Here is a 15544-nt window from a genome sequence, read left to right on the forward strand (position 1 = left end):
ACCGGCCATGACCATCCTGTCCCGCACGCTCGCTGCCACGCTGATCGCGAGCACCACGCTTACCCAGGTCGCCCTTGCGGTGCCGCCGCCCGCCGATCGGCCCGCGCCGCAGGCGGCCGCTGTCGATCCCAAGGTCGCCCAGATGAAGTCCGATGCCGTTGCCCATGTCGATGGCCAGGCCAAGCTGGTGCAGGAGATGGTGGACTCCGTCTTCAGCTTTGCCGAACCCGGGTTCCAGGAATATCAGACGATGGAGTATCTGACCGGGATCCTCGCGAAGCACGGGTTCAAGATCACCAAGGGCGTCGCAGGCATGCCGACCGCCTGGACTGCGACCTGGGGCAGCGGCGGCCCGCTGATCGCGCTGGGCAGCGACGTCGACTGCCTGCTCGGGCTTTCGCAGGTGCCGGGCTCGCCCACGCTGAAGCCGCTGGTGCCCGGCGCGCCGGGGCACGGCGAGGGCCATAACGCCGGCATGCCGCTGATCATTGCCGCCGCGATCGCCGCCAAGACGGTGATGGAAAAGAACAAGATCCCGGGCCGGCTGATGCTGTGGCCCGGCGTGGCGGAGGAGCTGCTCGGCGCCAAGGCCTTCTACGTCAAGGCCGGGCTGTTCAAGGATGTCGACGCGACGATCTTCACCCATGTCAGCAGCGATTTCGGGACGGCCTATGGCAATCTCGGCAACAACGCGCTGGTGTCCGTGGAATATACCTTCCACGGCAAGACCGCCCATGCCGCCGGCATGCCTTGGGAAGGCCGTAGCGCGCTCGACGGCGTCGAGGTGATGGACACAGCGTGGAACTTCCGCCGCGAACATCTGCCGGTCACGCAGCGCTCGCATTATGTGATCACCAATGGCGGCGGCCAGCCGAACATCGTGCCCGACGTCGCATCGGTCTGGTATTATTTCCGCGAACAGAATTTCGACAGCGTCCGCAACCTGTTCAACATCGGCAACGAGATTTCGGAAGCGGCCGCTAAGGCGACCGGAACCACAGTCGATCGCCGCCTGCTCGGCTATGCCGCGCCCAATTTCGCAAACAAGCCGATGGCCGAGGCGGCCTATGCGAACATCAAGGCGGTGGGCATGCCGAAATGGACTGCGGATGACCAGGCCTTCGCCCGCGCCGTACAGGAAGCGAACAGCCGCACGGTAAAGCCGCTACCGACCGAGATCGGTCCCCTGTCGACCCCAGAGACGCGGGAACGCTCGCTCGGCGGCGGATCGGACGACATTGGCGACATCATGTGGACGGTGCCGACGATCACCATCCGCTTCCCCTCCAACATCCCCAGTATGATCGGCCACAACGTGCTTTCCGCGATCGCGATGGCCACGCCGATCGCACACAAGGGCGCGGTCGCCGGCGCCAAGGCGGTTTCGATGACGGTGCTAGACCTGATGACCGATCCCAAGCTGCTGGACGACGCCAAGGCCTATTTCCGCGACGTGCAACTGAAGGACCAGAAATATGATCCGGTGCTCGCCCCTACGGACCAACCGGCCATCCACCTCAACCAGGAGCTGATGGACCGGCTGCGCCCGAAGATGAAGCCGTTCTACTACGATCCGAAAAAATACCCCAGCTATCTGGATCAGCTCGGCATCAAATACCCCAATCTCGGCGCAAAGTAGGAATGACTGCAGCCGGTGCGTCACCCAGGCGTACCGGCTCTCCTTTGTTGGCGGCGCCGAGCTGCCGCATCGATAACAAGGCTGCCTCGTTTGCTAATGATTTGCAATAGCTTATATCGAGCGTTGTTCTGCGCATGCCGGGCGGTAAATCAGGGTGTGCGTGGTTCCTTCGCCTGCTGTGGGAGAAGCAGCAGTTGGCGCCCCTTCAGATCTAGGATGAATGGCCCGCGCGATAGAAACCCATTGCCCAGCAGACCGCTCGCCTTACCTTCCGGAACATAGCCGCTATCGACGGGAACACGCTCGATCCGAACTGTGCCCATCCGCAGCGCCGCCTGACCAACGCGGGTGGCGCGCGTGGTTCCATCTGCGGAGGTCTGGGATCCGTCACGCGTCGGAGAACCGGCAGGAACCACGCGCCGCCACGCTGCGTCGGACAGACGGATGACGCCACTATAGCCGAGATCGATCCTCAGGCCGACCTTCTGCTCGTTGAGCTCGGCCGCGACGATGGAGCCAGCCGCGATCGGCAGTACGGTAGTGCCCGGCATCGGCTTGGCACTACCGCCTTGATGGAACGACAACCGCCTGCTGCGGGGATCGATCAGAACGGCGAAATGATCCAGTACGTCACTGCCAAGCACCGCGTCCACCTGCCTGCCCAGCGCCTTCTCGACCGGACGAAGGTCCAGCGCCACCATTGCTCCGTGGACTCGGAAACTCCGTGTCGCTTCTAGTGTCACCGGGTCGGTCGTCGCGGTAGCGACTTGCGTCATCGCGCTGGTCACGACGCGCCGAGCCGAAGCGCGTAACCCGATCCCCGCCCGCTCTGCAAAACCCCGGTCGACCAGCGTTTGGTCGGCGCCATTGTCCAGCAGCACTGTAGCCGGTCGGCCGTTGATCGTCGCCTGGAACAGAATGTTGTTCCTCGCGGTGTCATACGCCATCGGAGCCCGATCCGCCGGGTCGGCCAGTCGCAGTCGGAGAGCAGCAGCAGCGCGACCCGGCCGACTGGCCGAAACGCTTTCCTGCGCGCCGTTCGGCTGCATCGCGGCCAGGCATAGGATAAGCAGTCGCATAGCGCCCGCCTAGCCGAGCTACGATCGGCCAGCAAACGAATAGCTTGGTTGGTGTCGTAGAGATGTACTCCCTTTGCGGTGGCGCCCCACAGAGGCCGAAGACGGGCACTTGGATTAGCTGAGAAGCGACCGCCCAACTTCTCTGAAGTGACGTTGTTAGAGTGACGCCCGTTTGGGCGCATTCCACCTTTTAACAGAAAGCAGAGCAGCAACTTTCAAGCGCCGGTTCCTCCACGGCATCGACACTTCGGCCATCGTGTTGATCCAGATGCGTGCCGCGTGTGTGCATTATCGGGGCGTGGAGGAAGAGGGCGATGTGACGATCGCGTTGTCAGCGCCGTTGCGGGCAAGCACCTCGGCCAGCGGGATCGGCCTCCGGCCGATCAGTTGGCTGAGCAGGGGGTCAGTGCGAGAGAACTCGCCGTTTCGCGCTGCGTGATACAGGCCGAGCATCATAGCAACGGCGCCTGCCGGCACTCCCCGCGCGCACAGCCATGCCTCCTGTTCCTCGTCAGACACCATACGGCGTTCGATCGTCCGCCCCGCTTGGCCTGAAAGCAGCGTCGCTATGCCCGCCAGATCGAGCGCCTGCTCACCCGTGAGCGGTGGGGTCGGTCCGTCGAAGCTGCCCTCGTTGCAAAGGACGGCAGCAGCCGCCGCTGCGAGATCGGCATGGTCTGTCCACGCGACGGGGCCATCTTCGGGCGCTTCCAGCACGCCGCTGTCCGCCGCGCCACCCATCAGCATCGTTACTGTCGCGGCGTAGAAGCCGTTGCGCAGCGCAGTCCAGGCGATTCCGGACTCCACAAGCAATGCCTCGGTCGCAGCATGGTCGTGCATCGGCGAAAAGGCAGACGTCTCGCATGCCCCCATGTGACTCGTGTAGACAATCCGCCGAACACCCACCGCCCGCGCGGCTTCGATTGCGTTGCGGTGCTGGGCTACCGCGTCGCCGCCTGATGCGCGCGCATTCGACGATAGCAGGAGAATCTGATGCGCCCCTTCGAACGCATCAGTCAGGCTGACGGGATCGGCATAGTCGCCGCGCCTGACCAGAATGCCGCTGGCTTCGAGGTCGGCCGCCCTGCCAGGATCACGCACGCTGATCGCCAGTTTAGTGGGATCCATCCGACTACGGAGTTCAGCCAAGATCTGGCGCCCGAGCTTGCCGGTGGCACCGGTGACGAGGATCATGCGGAACTCCTGTTTTCATCGGAAACGAAATATTGCTATCATTGATAACAGGCGCATGCAAGCAGCGCTATCAGCAAGTATGTAGCGATGCTAAGCGTACCGATATGAAGCTTGGCAACGACGACGACATTCCCGATACGCGAGCGCGCATCCTGGCAGCGGCCGCGCAGCTGGTCCTTGCGGGCGGCGTCCCAGCCCTGACGACGCGCGCGGTAGCTGCCGCCGCCTCTGTGCAGGCTCCGACCATCTATCGGCTGTTCGGCGACAAGCGCGGATTGCTCGACGCAGTGGCCGAGCATGGCCTCGCCGCATTCGTGGCGAGCAAGCGTCAGGTCGCGCCGCATCCTGATCCGGTGGAGAATTTGCGTGAAGCTTGGGGCGCCTATGTGAAGTTCGGCGTGGCCAACCCGGCTGTGTTCGCGATTATGAGCGAGGTCGGCCGCGCCGGCCCTCCGTCTCCCGCGATGCTGGCCGGCATGGATATTCTGCGCGCGCGGGTCGAACGGATCGCGCGTGCCGGTCGGCTCCGCGTGCCCGTGGAGCGGGCCGTCGCGCTGATCCACGCCGCCGGCACCGGAATCATTGCTACCCTGCTCGCCAGTCCGGCAGCGGATCGCGATCCGTTCCTTGCTCCATTGGCGCTGGAAGCGTGCCTAGCAGTGCTTGTCGAAGAGCCTACGCGCTCTGCCGCAGAACCTAGGGGGCTGGCAATTGGATTGCGGGCCCATCTGAACGCTGTGGCGCATCTTTCTCCGGGCGAGCGCCTGCTACTGGGCGAGCTGCTGGACCGCCTGTCGACTGATGCCGGAGAACCGGGCTAGACGCGGCAGCTTTCGATGGCAGTGTCAGGAATCCCGTGTGCCGGCGGGCGTAGAGGGGGAAGTTGCCGAGCGACAGCTTCCGCTCGCCAGAGCATCGATAGCGGAATCGCCACAGCAAGGCGCCATCAGGCTGGACGAGCAGATGGACCCGCCCGAGTTGAAAACCTTGAAGCGCCAGGGTGCAGGCTGAAGCGCTCAGAGCTGGACCACGGTAAGCATGGGGCCACGACTCCTGAAGCGTTCGTGGTCCCCTTTGCGTGGGCCACAGCGGAACATTATGAGAGATATCGGACCGGTTAGGCCCGTTTTTTCTCAGTTTCCTGCGATGATCATGGATAGGGACTCATTGCGGAAATCCAGCTTCGTTTTCGATGCCGATGGCACCAGCAGGCCTTGCCGCGCGACCCCGATCAGGCGCGGGCCGTGCTGCGCGCTGCCATCGACGCGGGGGTGAACCACCTCGACACCAGCGACTTTTCCGGCCCGCACGTCACCAACCGGCTGATCCGCGAGGCGCTGTTCCCATATCCGCAGGACCTGCAGATCGGCACCAAGATCGGCGCACGACGGGGTGAAAATGCCTCTTGGCTGCCGGCGTTCGCGCCGGACGAACTGGCACGCGCCGTCGCCGATAATCTCGAAGACCTCGGGCTGGAGGCACTGGACGTCGTCAATCTCCGCCTGATGTTCGACGTTCATTGCCCGGCGAAGGATCGCTCGCCGCACCGCTGAAGGTGGTGGCGGACCTGCAACGGCAAGGGCTGGTGCGCCATATCGGGCTCAGCAACGTGACACGCACGCAGTTCAAGGAAGCACGGGCGATCGCCGAGATCGTCTGCGTCCAGAACCAGTACAACCTCGGCCACCGCGGCGACGAGGCATCGCTGACGCTGCCGCAGGACGCAGTCACCAAGCTCGACGGAATCGGCAGGTGATCAGCCAGGCCGATTGGCGAGCACCGCGTCGAGCAACCCCGGAAAGCGGCGATCGAACTCGGATCGCCGCAAGCTATTGATCATCTCGCGCCCCACCTGCGTCGTCTTGATCAGCCCTGCCGCGCGGAGCAGCTTAAGGTGATTGGACAGCGTGCTCTTGGGGATGGCTTCGCAGGGCGCGGCATCCGTGCAGCGCAACCGCTCGGCCGCCGCCAGCCGCGCGACCATCTCCAGCCGATTGGGATCGGCCAGCGCATGCAGCGCCAGGTCAAGCGGGACGTCTTCCAGCCTTGGATGGGTGAAGCGGGCCATGCGATTGATATAGGGCGCTGTGATAAATTTAATAGTTCGGGAATGTTGAACTGTTGAACTGACGCGCCATATCCTTGCCTGCCGACAGCGCACGACGCCGTGATCGCGGGCCACATTTTCGGAGGATCTACATGTCACTTCAGGGCAAAAAGGCGCTCGTCTCCGGCGGATCGCGCGGGATCGGCGCCGCGATCGCCAAGCGACTGGCAGCCGACGGCGCGGCGGTTGCGATCACCTATGCCGGCAACAAGGCGGCAGCGGACGCCACCGTGGCGGCGATCGAAGCCGCCGGCGGTACCGCCTTCGCCTTCCAGGCCAATGCGGCCGAGCCGGCCTCGCAGCGCGCAGGCGTCGAACAGGCCGCCGCCGCCCTGGGTGGGATCGACATCCTCGTCCATAATGCGGGTGTGGCGGAGTTCTCGACCGTCACCGACGACACCGACGAAACCTATGATCGCCAGTTTGCCGTCAACGTAAAGGGCCTGCATATCGGCACGCGCGCGGCGCTGCCGCACCTTCGCGAAGGCGGGCGCATCATCCTGATCGGCAGCATCTCGGGCGAGATGGCCTTCCCCGCGACGACGGTCTACAGCGCGACCAAGGCGGCGGTTGCGGCACTGGCTCGCGGCTGGGCGAAGGACCTCGCGGCCCGCAACATCCTGGTCAACACCGTTCAGCCGGGGCCGATCGATACCGACATGAACCCGGCCGACAGCGACTTTGCCGGGCAGATCCTCAGCGCCATCCCGCTCGGGCGCTATGGCAAGGTCGAGGAGATCGCGGGTGCGGTCGCGTTCCTCGCCGGACCAGATGCCAGCTACATCACGGGCACGACGCTCAACATCGATGGCGGCGCGACGGCGTAAGACGAAGCCTCCGCACAGGTCAGGGCTGGTCGTCAAGATAGGCGGCCAGTTCTTCCGGCGTTCCGTTGGGGAAAGCCTCGCGCAAAAAGTCGAGAAACGCTGACACTCTGGCGCTCAGCAGGCGTCGCGACGGGTAGAGCGCCCACAAGGCGATATCCGAACCTGCCACATCGCCCCTCCATGTCAGCCGCTTCGCGGCAATATCGCGGCTGACCAGCGATAGCGGCAGCCGCGCCGCCCCGCCCCCGGCGCGGACCGCATCCCGGATCATCACAAGCGACGACAGCCGCAGCACCGGATCTATCGCGATTTCGTTTGTGCCGTCTATGCCCGTGACCGTCCAGTTCCGCGCCGGATCGCCGCCGCGGACCACGGCAGGAACCGCGCCACTTTCCGGCAGCACCAATTGCGCGCTCGTCACCACCACCAGCCGATCGTGCAGGAACGGCCGACCGACCAGCGCATCGTCGGCAGCCGGATCGACGCGGATCACCAGATCATAGCCCTCCTCGATCATCTCCACCGCGCGATCGTCAGCGGTGACCTCCAGCCGGACCTCGGGGTATCGCCGCGCGAAGTCGGCTGCCAGCCGCCCCATCGCGGTCTGCGAGAAGAGCAGCGGATTTCGGCGCGACGATCCTGCGGCCGACCTATTTCATCGACAACGAAGCGGTGGTGAAGGAAGTCATCCTCCAACACGGCGTCTACCCGATGACGATCGGCAGCAAGGGCGTCGCGATGGTGGATACCCGCGACATTGCGGAGGTCGCCGCGCTCGAACTGCTGCGCCGCGACCGCGCGCCTGAGAAGTTGCCGATCGAGACGATCAACCTGGTCGGTCCCGATACGCTCACGGGCGAAAGCGTCGCGGCGATCTGGTCCGACGTGCTGGGCCGCCCGGTTGTCTATGGCGGTGATGACCCCAGTGCGTTCGAGCAGAATATGGCGACCTTCCTGCCGCGCTGGACCGCCTATGAAATGCGCCTGATGGCGGAGCGCTATGTTAGCGACGGCATGATCCCGGATGATGGCGATCGCGAACGCCTGACCGCGATGCTGGGCCGCCCGCTGCACGGTTACCGGGAAACCGCTGTCGCATTGGCGGCTGCCTGACCGGCCGAATTCTCGCCGCGCCAGTCTCCGGATCACGAGTCCGGCGGCTGGCCCGCTTCGGCAATCCCCTTCCTGACGGACGCGGGCGAAGTCGGGTGGTGTCGATGCGACCTGCGCATCGAGCAGATCTCGTTGTGCTCCTGTCGCCGCCCGCGCTACCCCTAGCTTCGGTCCCGAGCGTTTCGGCAATGATGCCGTGGCAGGCAGCTGGTAATGAGCCGGTTAGTCTATAACTCGCAGCTGCCCTTTCTCACAGTCCCAGTTGCTTGCGCAGGCTCTTGTCGAACGCGTCGTCGGGCACGAAGCGGCGGAGCAGGCTGAACTTTTTGCCCTTGCCCGCTGGCCAGCGGAGCCGGGGCTTGGGCGAGGACGCGGCGGCCACGACCGCGTCCGCCACCACCTTCGCCTCGTCCCCGGTTTCCATCATGCCCTTGAGCATAAAGTGGATCATTGGCCGCGTCGTGGCGTAGGCGTCGAGATGCCGGTCGCCATAGGCGAGATTGGCGTCGAACGCCGTCTTCGTGTTCGCCGGCTCGACGGCGATTACCCGGATGCCGAAGCTGCGAACCTCGTGGTCGAGCGACTGGGAATAGCCTTCGACGGCATGCTTGCTCGCGGCATAAACGGCCATGTAGGGCGCCGGCATGAAGCCGAAGGCAGAGCTGATGTTGAGGATCCGCCCCCTGCCGGCTTCCCGCATGTGCGGCAGCACGGCTTGCGTCATGCGGATCAGGCCGAAGAGGTTCACCTCGAAGAGCTGGCGGGTCTGCTCGAGCGAGGTTTCCTCTGCCGCCCCCGCCATGCCGAAACCGGCATTATTGACCAGCAGATCGATCCGGCCGGCGCGTTGCAGCACGGCGGCGACCGTCGCCGCGACCGATGCATCGTCGGTGACGTCGCAGGCGAGCATGGTGATGCCCTCCTTGGTGGATCCGTCTGCCCGACGGCCGGTTCCGAACACCCGGTAGCCTGCGCTGCGCAGCGCTTGCGCGGTCGCCAGCCCAATACCCGATGATGCGCCGGTCACGAGCGCGACCGGCAATGCTTCCATGGTAGCCATTGCTTGCTTTCCTCAGATCGCCCGCCACACGGGCCTGGTTTCAGGAGCTTGGGAGCAGCACGGGGGCAAATACCCGCACCTTAGTTGCTTGCGATGCGAGGCCCGGCAGGATCCCAGCCGCCGCCCAGCGCGCGGAACGATGCGACCGCGCCCCGGCTCGCCGCCGCCCGCGCCTGCACCACGCCGTCGCGGGCCTCGAGCAAGCGGCGATCGGCATCGAGCACCTCGACGAGGCTGACCGCCCCGCCCTTGTAGGCGGCGAACGATGCTTCCCGCGCCCGCGCGAGCGACATTTCCGCCGCAGTGAGCGCTTCGGCCCGCGCCTCCTGCTGCACCAGGGTGGAGAAAGCATCCTCCACGTCCTGCGAGGCGCGCAGCACCGCCTGGCGATAGGCGGCCAGCAACTCGGCATTGCGCCCCTTGGCGGCGCGGATCTCGGCATCGACCCGGCCGAAATCGAACAGACGCCAGCGCAGGCCCAGCACGCCGTTTGCCTGGGTCGCGCCGCCGCCGAACAGCCCGCCGGCACTGGTCGTCGCGGTGCCGAGGAAGGCGTTCAGCGAGAATTTGGGATAATATTCGGACATCGCCGCGCCGATCCGCGCATTGGAAGCGGCCAGCGAGCGTTCCGCCGCGATCAGGTCCGGCCGGCGCCGCAGCAATTCCGCCGGGCCGTCGATCGAAGCGATGCCGGGGGCGGCGGGTATCGCCGCCTCGTCGCCAAGCATCTCCCTCGCGGTGCCCGGCTGCTCGCCCACCAGCACATCGAGGGCGTGCAGGGTCACGTCCAGCTGGTTCTGCAGCGCAGGCACCGCCGACCGAAGCTGCCCGAGCGCGCCTTCGGCCTGGCGAAGCTGCAACTCGGCCCCCACGCCCTTTTCGAACTGCAGGCGGACAAGATCGGTGAGCCCCTGCTGCGTCTTCAGCTGGTCGAGAGCAATCGCGAGGCGCGCCTGGAGCGCGCGCGCCTGGATATAGGTGTCCGCCGTCTGCGCGATCACCGTGAGCCGCGCAGCCACCGCCCCGGCCGCCGAGGCCTGCCAGTCGGCGCGCGCTGCGTCCCGCGCGGCATCCCGGCCGCCGAACAGATCGAGTTCCCAGCTTGCGCCGACGCCAAGCTCATAGCTTTCCGTCGAGCGTTCGAACTGGGGGAAGGCGCTCGCCAACCGTCCGATCGGCGTTTCCTTGGACTGGTAGATCCCGCCGCCCTGCCCGCTCACCTGCCCGACCGGCAGCAGCGCGGCATTGGCACCCTTGAGCGCTGCGCGGGCCTGGGTGACGCGCGCGACCGCCTGCTGGAGATCGAGATTCTGTGCCACCGCCCGCTCGACCAAGGTCGAAAGTGTCGGGTCGCGGAACCCGCGCCACCATTCGACCAGATCAGCACGCTCGACGCTGGCGGCACGGGCTTCCACTGCGGAGCCATAGGCAAAGTGCGCAGGCGCCGGCGTCGCCGGAACCGCATAGCGCGGACCTGTCGCGCAGCCGCTCAGCAGAAACACGGCGGCCGCGAGGGAAAGGGTCGATCGCGATGGGCGCATGGCATCACCTGGTTTGGAACTCTCGTGTGACTGATGCATTGATCGGTCACAGTTTGTCAATCCACGGATGAATGCGTATCTGAGGCCCATGACCGAGAACCTCGTAAGCACCCCCGCCCGCGGCCCCGCCGAACATGCTGTCCGCGACCAGATCATCGAGGCGGCGAACGACTGTTTCGCCCGCTATGGCTATGCCAAGACCACCGTTGCCGACCTCGCCCGCGAGATCGGCTTCTCCAAGGCCTATATCTATCGGTTCTTTGAGTCCAAGCAGGCGATCGGCGAGGCGATCTGCAGCGCCCGGCTGGAGCGAATCGTGCGCGAAGCACGGATCGCGGTTGCCGAAGGCGAGAGTGCGACGGACAGATTTCGCCGCTTCTTCAAGAGTATAACCGGCCTCAGCGTGGAACTCTTCTTCGACGATCGCAAGATCTACGAGATCGCAGCGTCAGCCGCCTCAGAGAATTGGGCCTCGGCGCGCGCGTACAAGGATACGCTGCGGAGCATGATTGCGGAGATCGTCCGCGAGGGCCGTGAAGCTGGCGAATTCGAGCGGAAGACGCCGTTGGACGAGACCTGCCGCGCGATCGTCTATGCGATGATGCCCTTTGTCGACCCGCTGCATCTGGAGCGCAACCTGGACCTGCTGCCTGATGCGCAGACCGAACTTACCGGGCTCATCCTGCGCAGTCTGGCGCCATGACCCATCAGCCATAGGCGTTGTGACGTATTGACAATTTGGTCACAGGAAAACATCTACGCTCCAACTCATTGGAGGATTCGTAGGTGTCGGATCATTTTCTCGATCGCCGCGGCAAGGCCGTAGCGCTTCCCCTTCTGCTCGCGCTGGCCGCCTGCTCGTACAGCGAGCCCGATCCCCGCACCGATCCGCCGCTGGTGCGGACGGTGGCACCGCTTGCCGCACGGGGCGCCACCCGCGAGTTCACCGGGATCGTCGCGGCACGGGTGCAGAGCGACCTCGGCTTCCGCGTCGCCGGCAAGGTAACCGAGCGCCTGGTCAATGCCGGCGACGTCGTCCGCCGCGGCCAGCCGCTGATGCGGCTGGACATCACCGATCTCGCGCTCGCCACCCAGGCCTCGAACCGCAATGTCGAGGCGGCGCGCGCCGCCGCGGAGCAGACCGCCGCCGACGAGCGCCGGCTGCGCGATCTCGTCGCCGCGGGCGCCATCTCTGCGTCCAACTACGATAAGGCAAAGGCAGCAGCCGACGCCGCGGCAGCGCAGTTGCGCGCCGCCCAGGCCCAGGCCGGCATCGCCCGCAACGGCACCGCGTACGGCGTGTTGCTGGCGGACGCGGACGGCACGGTGGTGGAGACGCTCGCCGAGCCCGGCCAGGTCGTCGCCGCCGGGCAGGTGGTCGTCCGCGTCGCCCGCTCTGGCCCGCGCGAGGCGCTGGTCCAGCTCCCCGAGGATCTCCGCCCCGCGATCGGCTCCACCGCGGCGGCGCGCACCTATGACGGCGGCAGCGGCACCGCGGCGCTGCGGCAGTTGTCGGACGCGGCCAACCCCGCCTCGCGCACCTTCGAGGCCCGCTATGTGCTGAACGGCAGTGCCGCGCGGGCACCGCTGGGTGCCACCGTCACGATCACGCTCGACGGCGGACGTGCCGGCGCGAGCGCAGAGGTGCCGCTGGGTGCGATCCACGATGCCGGCCATGGCCCCGGCGTATGGCTGCTCCGCACCGGCAAGCAGCAGACGGTGACCTGGCGCCCCGTGCGGATCGTCGCGCTGGGCGAGGAAACCGCGCGTCTCGCGACCGGCTTCCAGCCCGGCGACCGGATCGTCGCGATCGGCGCGCATATGCTCCACGAAGGCGAAGCAGTCCGCACCGAAGGAGCCGCCAAGTGAGCGGCGGCGAACCCGAGAAGCGCGGCTTCAATCTTTCCGCGCTCGCCGTGCGCGAGCGCTCCGTCACCTTGTTCTTCCTGATCGCGGTCATCGCGGCGGGCACGATCGCGTTCCTCAAGCTCGGTCGCGCCGAGGATCCCGGCTTCACCATCAAGGTGATGACAGTGGTCACCGCCTGGCCGGGCGCGACCGCGCAGGAGATGCAGGACCAGGTCGCCGAGCCGCTGGAGAAGCGGCTTCAGGAACTGCGCTATTATGATCGCAGCGAGACCTTCACCCGCCCCGGCCTTGCCTTCACCACGGTGACGCTGCGCGACAATACGCCGCCCGCCGACGTACCCGAACAGTTCTATCAGGCCCGCAAGAAGATGGGCGACGAAGCGGCCAAGCTGCCGCGCGGTGTGATGGGCCCGTTCGTCAACGACGAATATGGCGACGTGACCTTCGCGCTCTACGCACTAAAGGCGAAGGGCGAGCCCCAGCGCAACCTGGCGCGCGAAGCGGAACTGCTGCGCCAGCGCCTGCTCCACGTGCCCGGCGTCAACAAGATCAACATCGTCGGCGAGCGGCCGCAGCGCATCTTCGTCGAATTCACCGAGCAGCGGCTGGCGACGCTCGGCGTTTCGGTGCGCGACATCTTCGTCGCACTGGCCAAGCAGAACCTCGTCACCCCCGCCGGCGCGATCGAGACCAAGGGCCAGCAGGTCGCGATCCGCCTCGACGGCGCGTTCGACGACCTCGCCAAGATCCGCGACCTGCCGATCGTCGTTGGCGGCAACAGCCTGCGCCTGTCGGATATCGCCAAGATAGAGCGCGGCTATGAGGATCCCGCCACCTTCCTGATCCGCAACGGCGGCGAGCCGACGCTGCTGCTCGGCGTGGTGATGCGCGAGGGCTGGAACGGGCTCGACCTGGGCAAGGCGCTGAACGCCGAAGTGGCCAAGGTGCAGAAGGAACTGCCGCTCGGCATGACCCTGACGCCGGTGACCGACCAGTCGGTGAACATCAGCGAAGCCGTCGACCAGTTCATGCATACCTTCCTGGAGGCGCTGGCGATCGTCATGATCGTCAGCCTGATCAGCCTCGGCTGGCGCGTCGGGCTGGTGGTGGCCGCCGCCGTCCCGCTGACGCTGGCGATCGCGCTGGTGGTGATGTGGGCAACCGGCCGCGTGCTCGATCGCATCACGCTCGGCGCGCTGATCCTCGCGCTCGGCCTGCTGGTCGACGATGCGATCATCGCGATCGAGATGATGGTTGTGAAAATGGAGGAGGGCTATGATCGCATCCGCGCCTCCGCCTATGCCTGGAGCCATACCGCAGCACCCATGCTGGCGGGCACGCTGGTCACGGTGATCGGCCTGATGCCGGTGGGCTTCGCCCAATCGACCGCGGGCGAATATGCCGGCAACATCTTCTGGGTGGTCGGCTTCGCGCTGATCGCGTCGTGGTTCGTCGCGGTGATCTTCACCCCCTATATGGGCGTGAAGATGCTGCCCCATATCAAGCCGATCGAGGGCGGCCACCATGCCATCTACCAGACGCCGCGGTACCAGCGCGTCCGCGGCGTCATCGCCTGGGCGGTGCACCGCAAGAAGCTGGTCACGCTGTTCACGCTGGGTGCCTTCCTCATCGCCGGCGCGGGCATGGCGCTCGTCAAGAAGCAGTTCTTCCCGACCTCGGATCGCCCCGAACTGCTGGTCGAGGTCCAGATGCCCAAGGGCACGGCGCTCGCCCAGACCAGCGCGGCGACAAGCCAGGTCGAGGCGTGGCTCCAGAAGCAGCCCGAGGCGAAGATCGTCACCGCCTATATTGGCCAGGGCGCGCCCCGCTTCTTCATGTCGCTTTCGCCCGAACTGCCCGATCCGTCGTTCGCCAAGGTCGTCGTCCGCACACCCGACGAGGCCGCGCGCGACAGGCTGAAGCTGAAGCTGCGCCAAGCGGTGTCCAACGGCCTCGCCCCGGCCGCGCGCGTCCGGGCGACCCAGCTGGTCTTCGGCCCGCCCTCCCCCTTCCCGGTCGCCTTCCGCGTAGCAGGGCCCGATCTGGCCGTCGTCCGCGGCATCGCCGAGCGCGTGCAGAAGGTGATGCAGGCCGATCCGTCGATGCGCACGGTCAACAGCGACTGGGGCGAGCGTGCACCGGCGCTGCACTTCGTGCTCGATCAGGAGCGGCTGCGGGCGTTCGGTCTCACCTCCAGCGACGTCGCCGACCAGCTCCAGTTCCTGCTGACCGGCGCGCCCGTCGCCCAGGTGCGCGAGGACATCCGCTCGGTCGAGATCGTCGCCCGGTCTGCTGGTACCGATCGGCTCGATCCCGCGCGCATCGGCAATTACCAGCTGACCGGCGCTAACGGCCAGCGGGTGCCGGTCAGCCAGATCGGCAAGGTCGAGGTACGGATGGAAGACCCTATCCTGCTCCGCCGCGACCGCCTGCCGACGATCACCGTGCGCGGCGACATCGCCAACGGCCTGCAGCCGCCGGACGTCTCGACGGCGATGCTCGCCAAGCTTCAGCCGATCATCCAGAGTCTGCCGAGCGGCTACCGCATCGACATGGCGGGCTCGATCGAGGAAGCCGAAAAGGCCAACACCGCACTGGCGCCGATCTTCCCGATCATGATCTTCCTGATGATGATCGTGATCATCCTGCAGGTGCGCAGCCTGTCGGCCATGGGAATCGTGCTGGCGACCGCGCCGCTCGGCCTGATCGGCGTGGTTCCGATCCTGCTCGTGACCGGCCACCCCTTCGGCTTCAACGCCATCCTGGGCCTAATCGCGCTCGCCGGCATCCTGATGCGCAACACGCTGATCCTGATCGGCCAGATCCACGACAACGAGAAGCTGGGGATGACGCCCTATGACGCGGTGGTGGAAGCGACCGTGCAGCGCTCGCGGCCGGTGATCCTTACCGCGCTGGCGGCGGTGCTCGCCTTCGTGCCGCTGATCAAGTCGGTCTTCTGGGGCTCGATGGCGATCACGCTGATCGGCGGCACGCTGGGCGGGACGATCCTGACGCTGCTGTTCCTGCCGGCACTTTACGCGCTGTGGTTCCGGATCCGTCCGGCGACGACGCCCACGGTTGGGGACGAGAAGAACGCGGCAACCGCATGAAGATT

Annotated in this window: 15 protein-coding genes; 9 read left to right on the forward strand and 6 right to left on the reverse strand. The window is 66.1% G+C overall.

The features are described 5' to 3' along the window. Positions 1 to 7 precede the first annotated feature (7 nt). Positions 8 to 1639 (forward strand): amidohydrolase, encoded by a 1632-nt coding sequence (locus ACNFJ7_RS07700; protein WP_019367788.1) that lies wholly within the window; start codon positions 8 to 10, stop codon positions 1637 to 1639. A gap of 149 nt (positions 1640 to 1788) precedes the next feature. On the opposite strand, the gene ACNFJ7_RS07705 is transcribed toward ACNFJ7_RS07700, so the two are convergent. Further along, a complete protein-coding gene (locus ACNFJ7_RS07705) occupies positions 1789 to 2718 on the reverse strand; it encodes an aspartyl protease family protein (RefSeq protein WP_019367787.1) in 930 nt (309 codons plus the stop codon). Positions 2719 to 3006: 288 nt separating this feature from the next. Beyond that, on the reverse strand, positions 3007 to 3912 hold the full coding sequence (locus ACNFJ7_RS07710) for an SDR family oxidoreductase (protein ID WP_019367786.1): 906 nt from the start codon (positions 3910 to 3912) through the stop codon (positions 3007 to 3009). Between the two features lie 104 nt (positions 3913 to 4016). Between ACNFJ7_RS07710 and ACNFJ7_RS07715 the strand changes: the two genes are divergently transcribed. The 3 genes from ACNFJ7_RS07715 (at position 4017) to ACNFJ7_RS07725 (ending at position 5668) form a co-directional block, all read left to right on the forward strand. Further along, the gene (locus ACNFJ7_RS07715) at positions 4017 to 4733 is read left to right on the forward strand and encodes a TetR/AcrR family transcriptional regulator (RefSeq protein ID WP_019367785.1); all 717 of its coding nucleotides are present in this window, start codon (positions 4017 to 4019) and stop codon (positions 4731 to 4733) included. A gap of 393 nt (positions 4734 to 5126) precedes the next feature. Then, the gene (locus ACNFJ7_RS07720) at positions 5127 to 5465 is read left to right on the forward strand and encodes an aldo/keto reductase (protein WP_272942587.1); all 339 of its coding nucleotides are present in this window, start codon (positions 5127 to 5129) and stop codon (positions 5463 to 5465) included. Continuing rightward, positions 5432 to 5668: an aldo/keto reductase gene (locus ACNFJ7_RS07725; protein WP_019367783.1), complete on the forward strand. Its 237-nt coding sequence runs from the start codon at positions 5432 to 5434 to the stop codon at positions 5666 to 5668. The genes ACNFJ7_RS07720 and ACNFJ7_RS07725 overlap by 34 nt, the downstream gene beginning before the upstream one ends. On the opposite strand, the gene ACNFJ7_RS07730 is transcribed toward ACNFJ7_RS07725, so the two are convergent. Beyond that, complete coding sequence (locus ACNFJ7_RS07730) at positions 5669 to 5980, reverse strand: ArsR/SmtB family transcription factor (RefSeq protein WP_019367782.1); 312 nt, start codon at positions 5978 to 5980, stop codon at positions 5669 to 5671. Between the two features lie 131 nt (positions 5981 to 6111). Between ACNFJ7_RS07730 and ACNFJ7_RS07735 the strand changes: the two genes are divergently transcribed. After that, a complete protein-coding gene (locus tag ACNFJ7_RS07735; RefSeq protein WP_019367781.1) occupies positions 6112 to 6846 on the forward strand; it encodes an SDR family oxidoreductase in 735 nt (244 codons plus the stop codon). A 19-nt stretch (positions 6847 to 6865) separates the two neighbouring features. Here ACNFJ7_RS07735 and ACNFJ7_RS07740 read toward each other — a convergent pair whose 3' ends face one another. Further along, positions 6866 to 7444: a LysR substrate-binding domain-containing protein gene (locus tag ACNFJ7_RS07740; RefSeq protein WP_019367780.1), complete on the reverse strand. Its 579-nt coding sequence runs from the start codon at positions 7442 to 7444 to the stop codon at positions 6866 to 6868. A 77-nt stretch (positions 7445 to 7521) separates the two neighbouring features. Here ACNFJ7_RS07740 and ACNFJ7_RS07745 point away from each other — a divergent pair, with 77 nt between their 5' ends. Further along, entirely contained in the window at positions 7522 to 7959 is a 438-nt protein-coding gene (locus ACNFJ7_RS07745) for an NmrA family transcriptional regulator (protein ID WP_236704510.1), read from the forward strand. Positions 7960 to 8209: 250 nt separating this feature from the next. Here ACNFJ7_RS07745 and ACNFJ7_RS07750 read toward each other — a convergent pair whose 3' ends face one another. After that, positions 8210 to 9019, reverse strand: a complete 810-nt coding sequence (locus tag ACNFJ7_RS07750; protein WP_019367778.1) for an oxidoreductase — start codon at positions 9017 to 9019, stop codon at positions 8210 to 8212. An 80-nt stretch (positions 9020 to 9099) separates the two neighbouring features. Next, entirely contained in the window at positions 9100 to 10521 is a 1422-nt protein-coding gene (locus ACNFJ7_RS07755) for an efflux transporter outer membrane subunit (protein ID WP_236704511.1), read from the reverse strand. Between the two features lie 127 nt (positions 10522 to 10648). On the opposite strand from ACNFJ7_RS07755, the gene ACNFJ7_RS07760 reads away from it, so the two are divergent. The 3 genes from ACNFJ7_RS07760 to ACNFJ7_RS07770 all read left to right on the forward strand — a co-directional run bounded on the left by ACNFJ7_RS07760 (position 10649) and on the right by ACNFJ7_RS07770 (position 15539). Further along, positions 10649 to 11263, forward strand: a complete 615-nt coding sequence (locus ACNFJ7_RS07760; protein WP_019367776.1) for a TetR/AcrR family transcriptional regulator — start codon at positions 10649 to 10651, stop codon at positions 11261 to 11263. A gap of 83 nt (positions 11264 to 11346) precedes the next feature. Then, positions 11347 to 12429, forward strand: a complete 1083-nt coding sequence (locus tag ACNFJ7_RS07765; RefSeq protein ID WP_019367775.1) for an efflux RND transporter periplasmic adaptor subunit — start codon at positions 11347 to 11349, stop codon at positions 12427 to 12429. After that, positions 12426 to 15539: an efflux RND transporter permease subunit gene (locus tag ACNFJ7_RS07770; protein WP_019367774.1), complete on the forward strand. Its 3114-nt coding sequence runs from the start codon at positions 12426 to 12428 to the stop codon at positions 15537 to 15539. Before ACNFJ7_RS07765 ends, ACNFJ7_RS07770 begins: the two co-directional genes overlap by 4 nt. Positions 15540 to 15544: the final 5 nt, after the last annotated feature.

The organism is Sphingomonas sp. HT-1 (genome assembly GCF_048568905.1).
In the GTDB taxonomy this organism is placed as follows: domain Bacteria; phylum Pseudomonadota; class Alphaproteobacteria; order Sphingomonadales; family Sphingomonadaceae; genus Sphingomonas.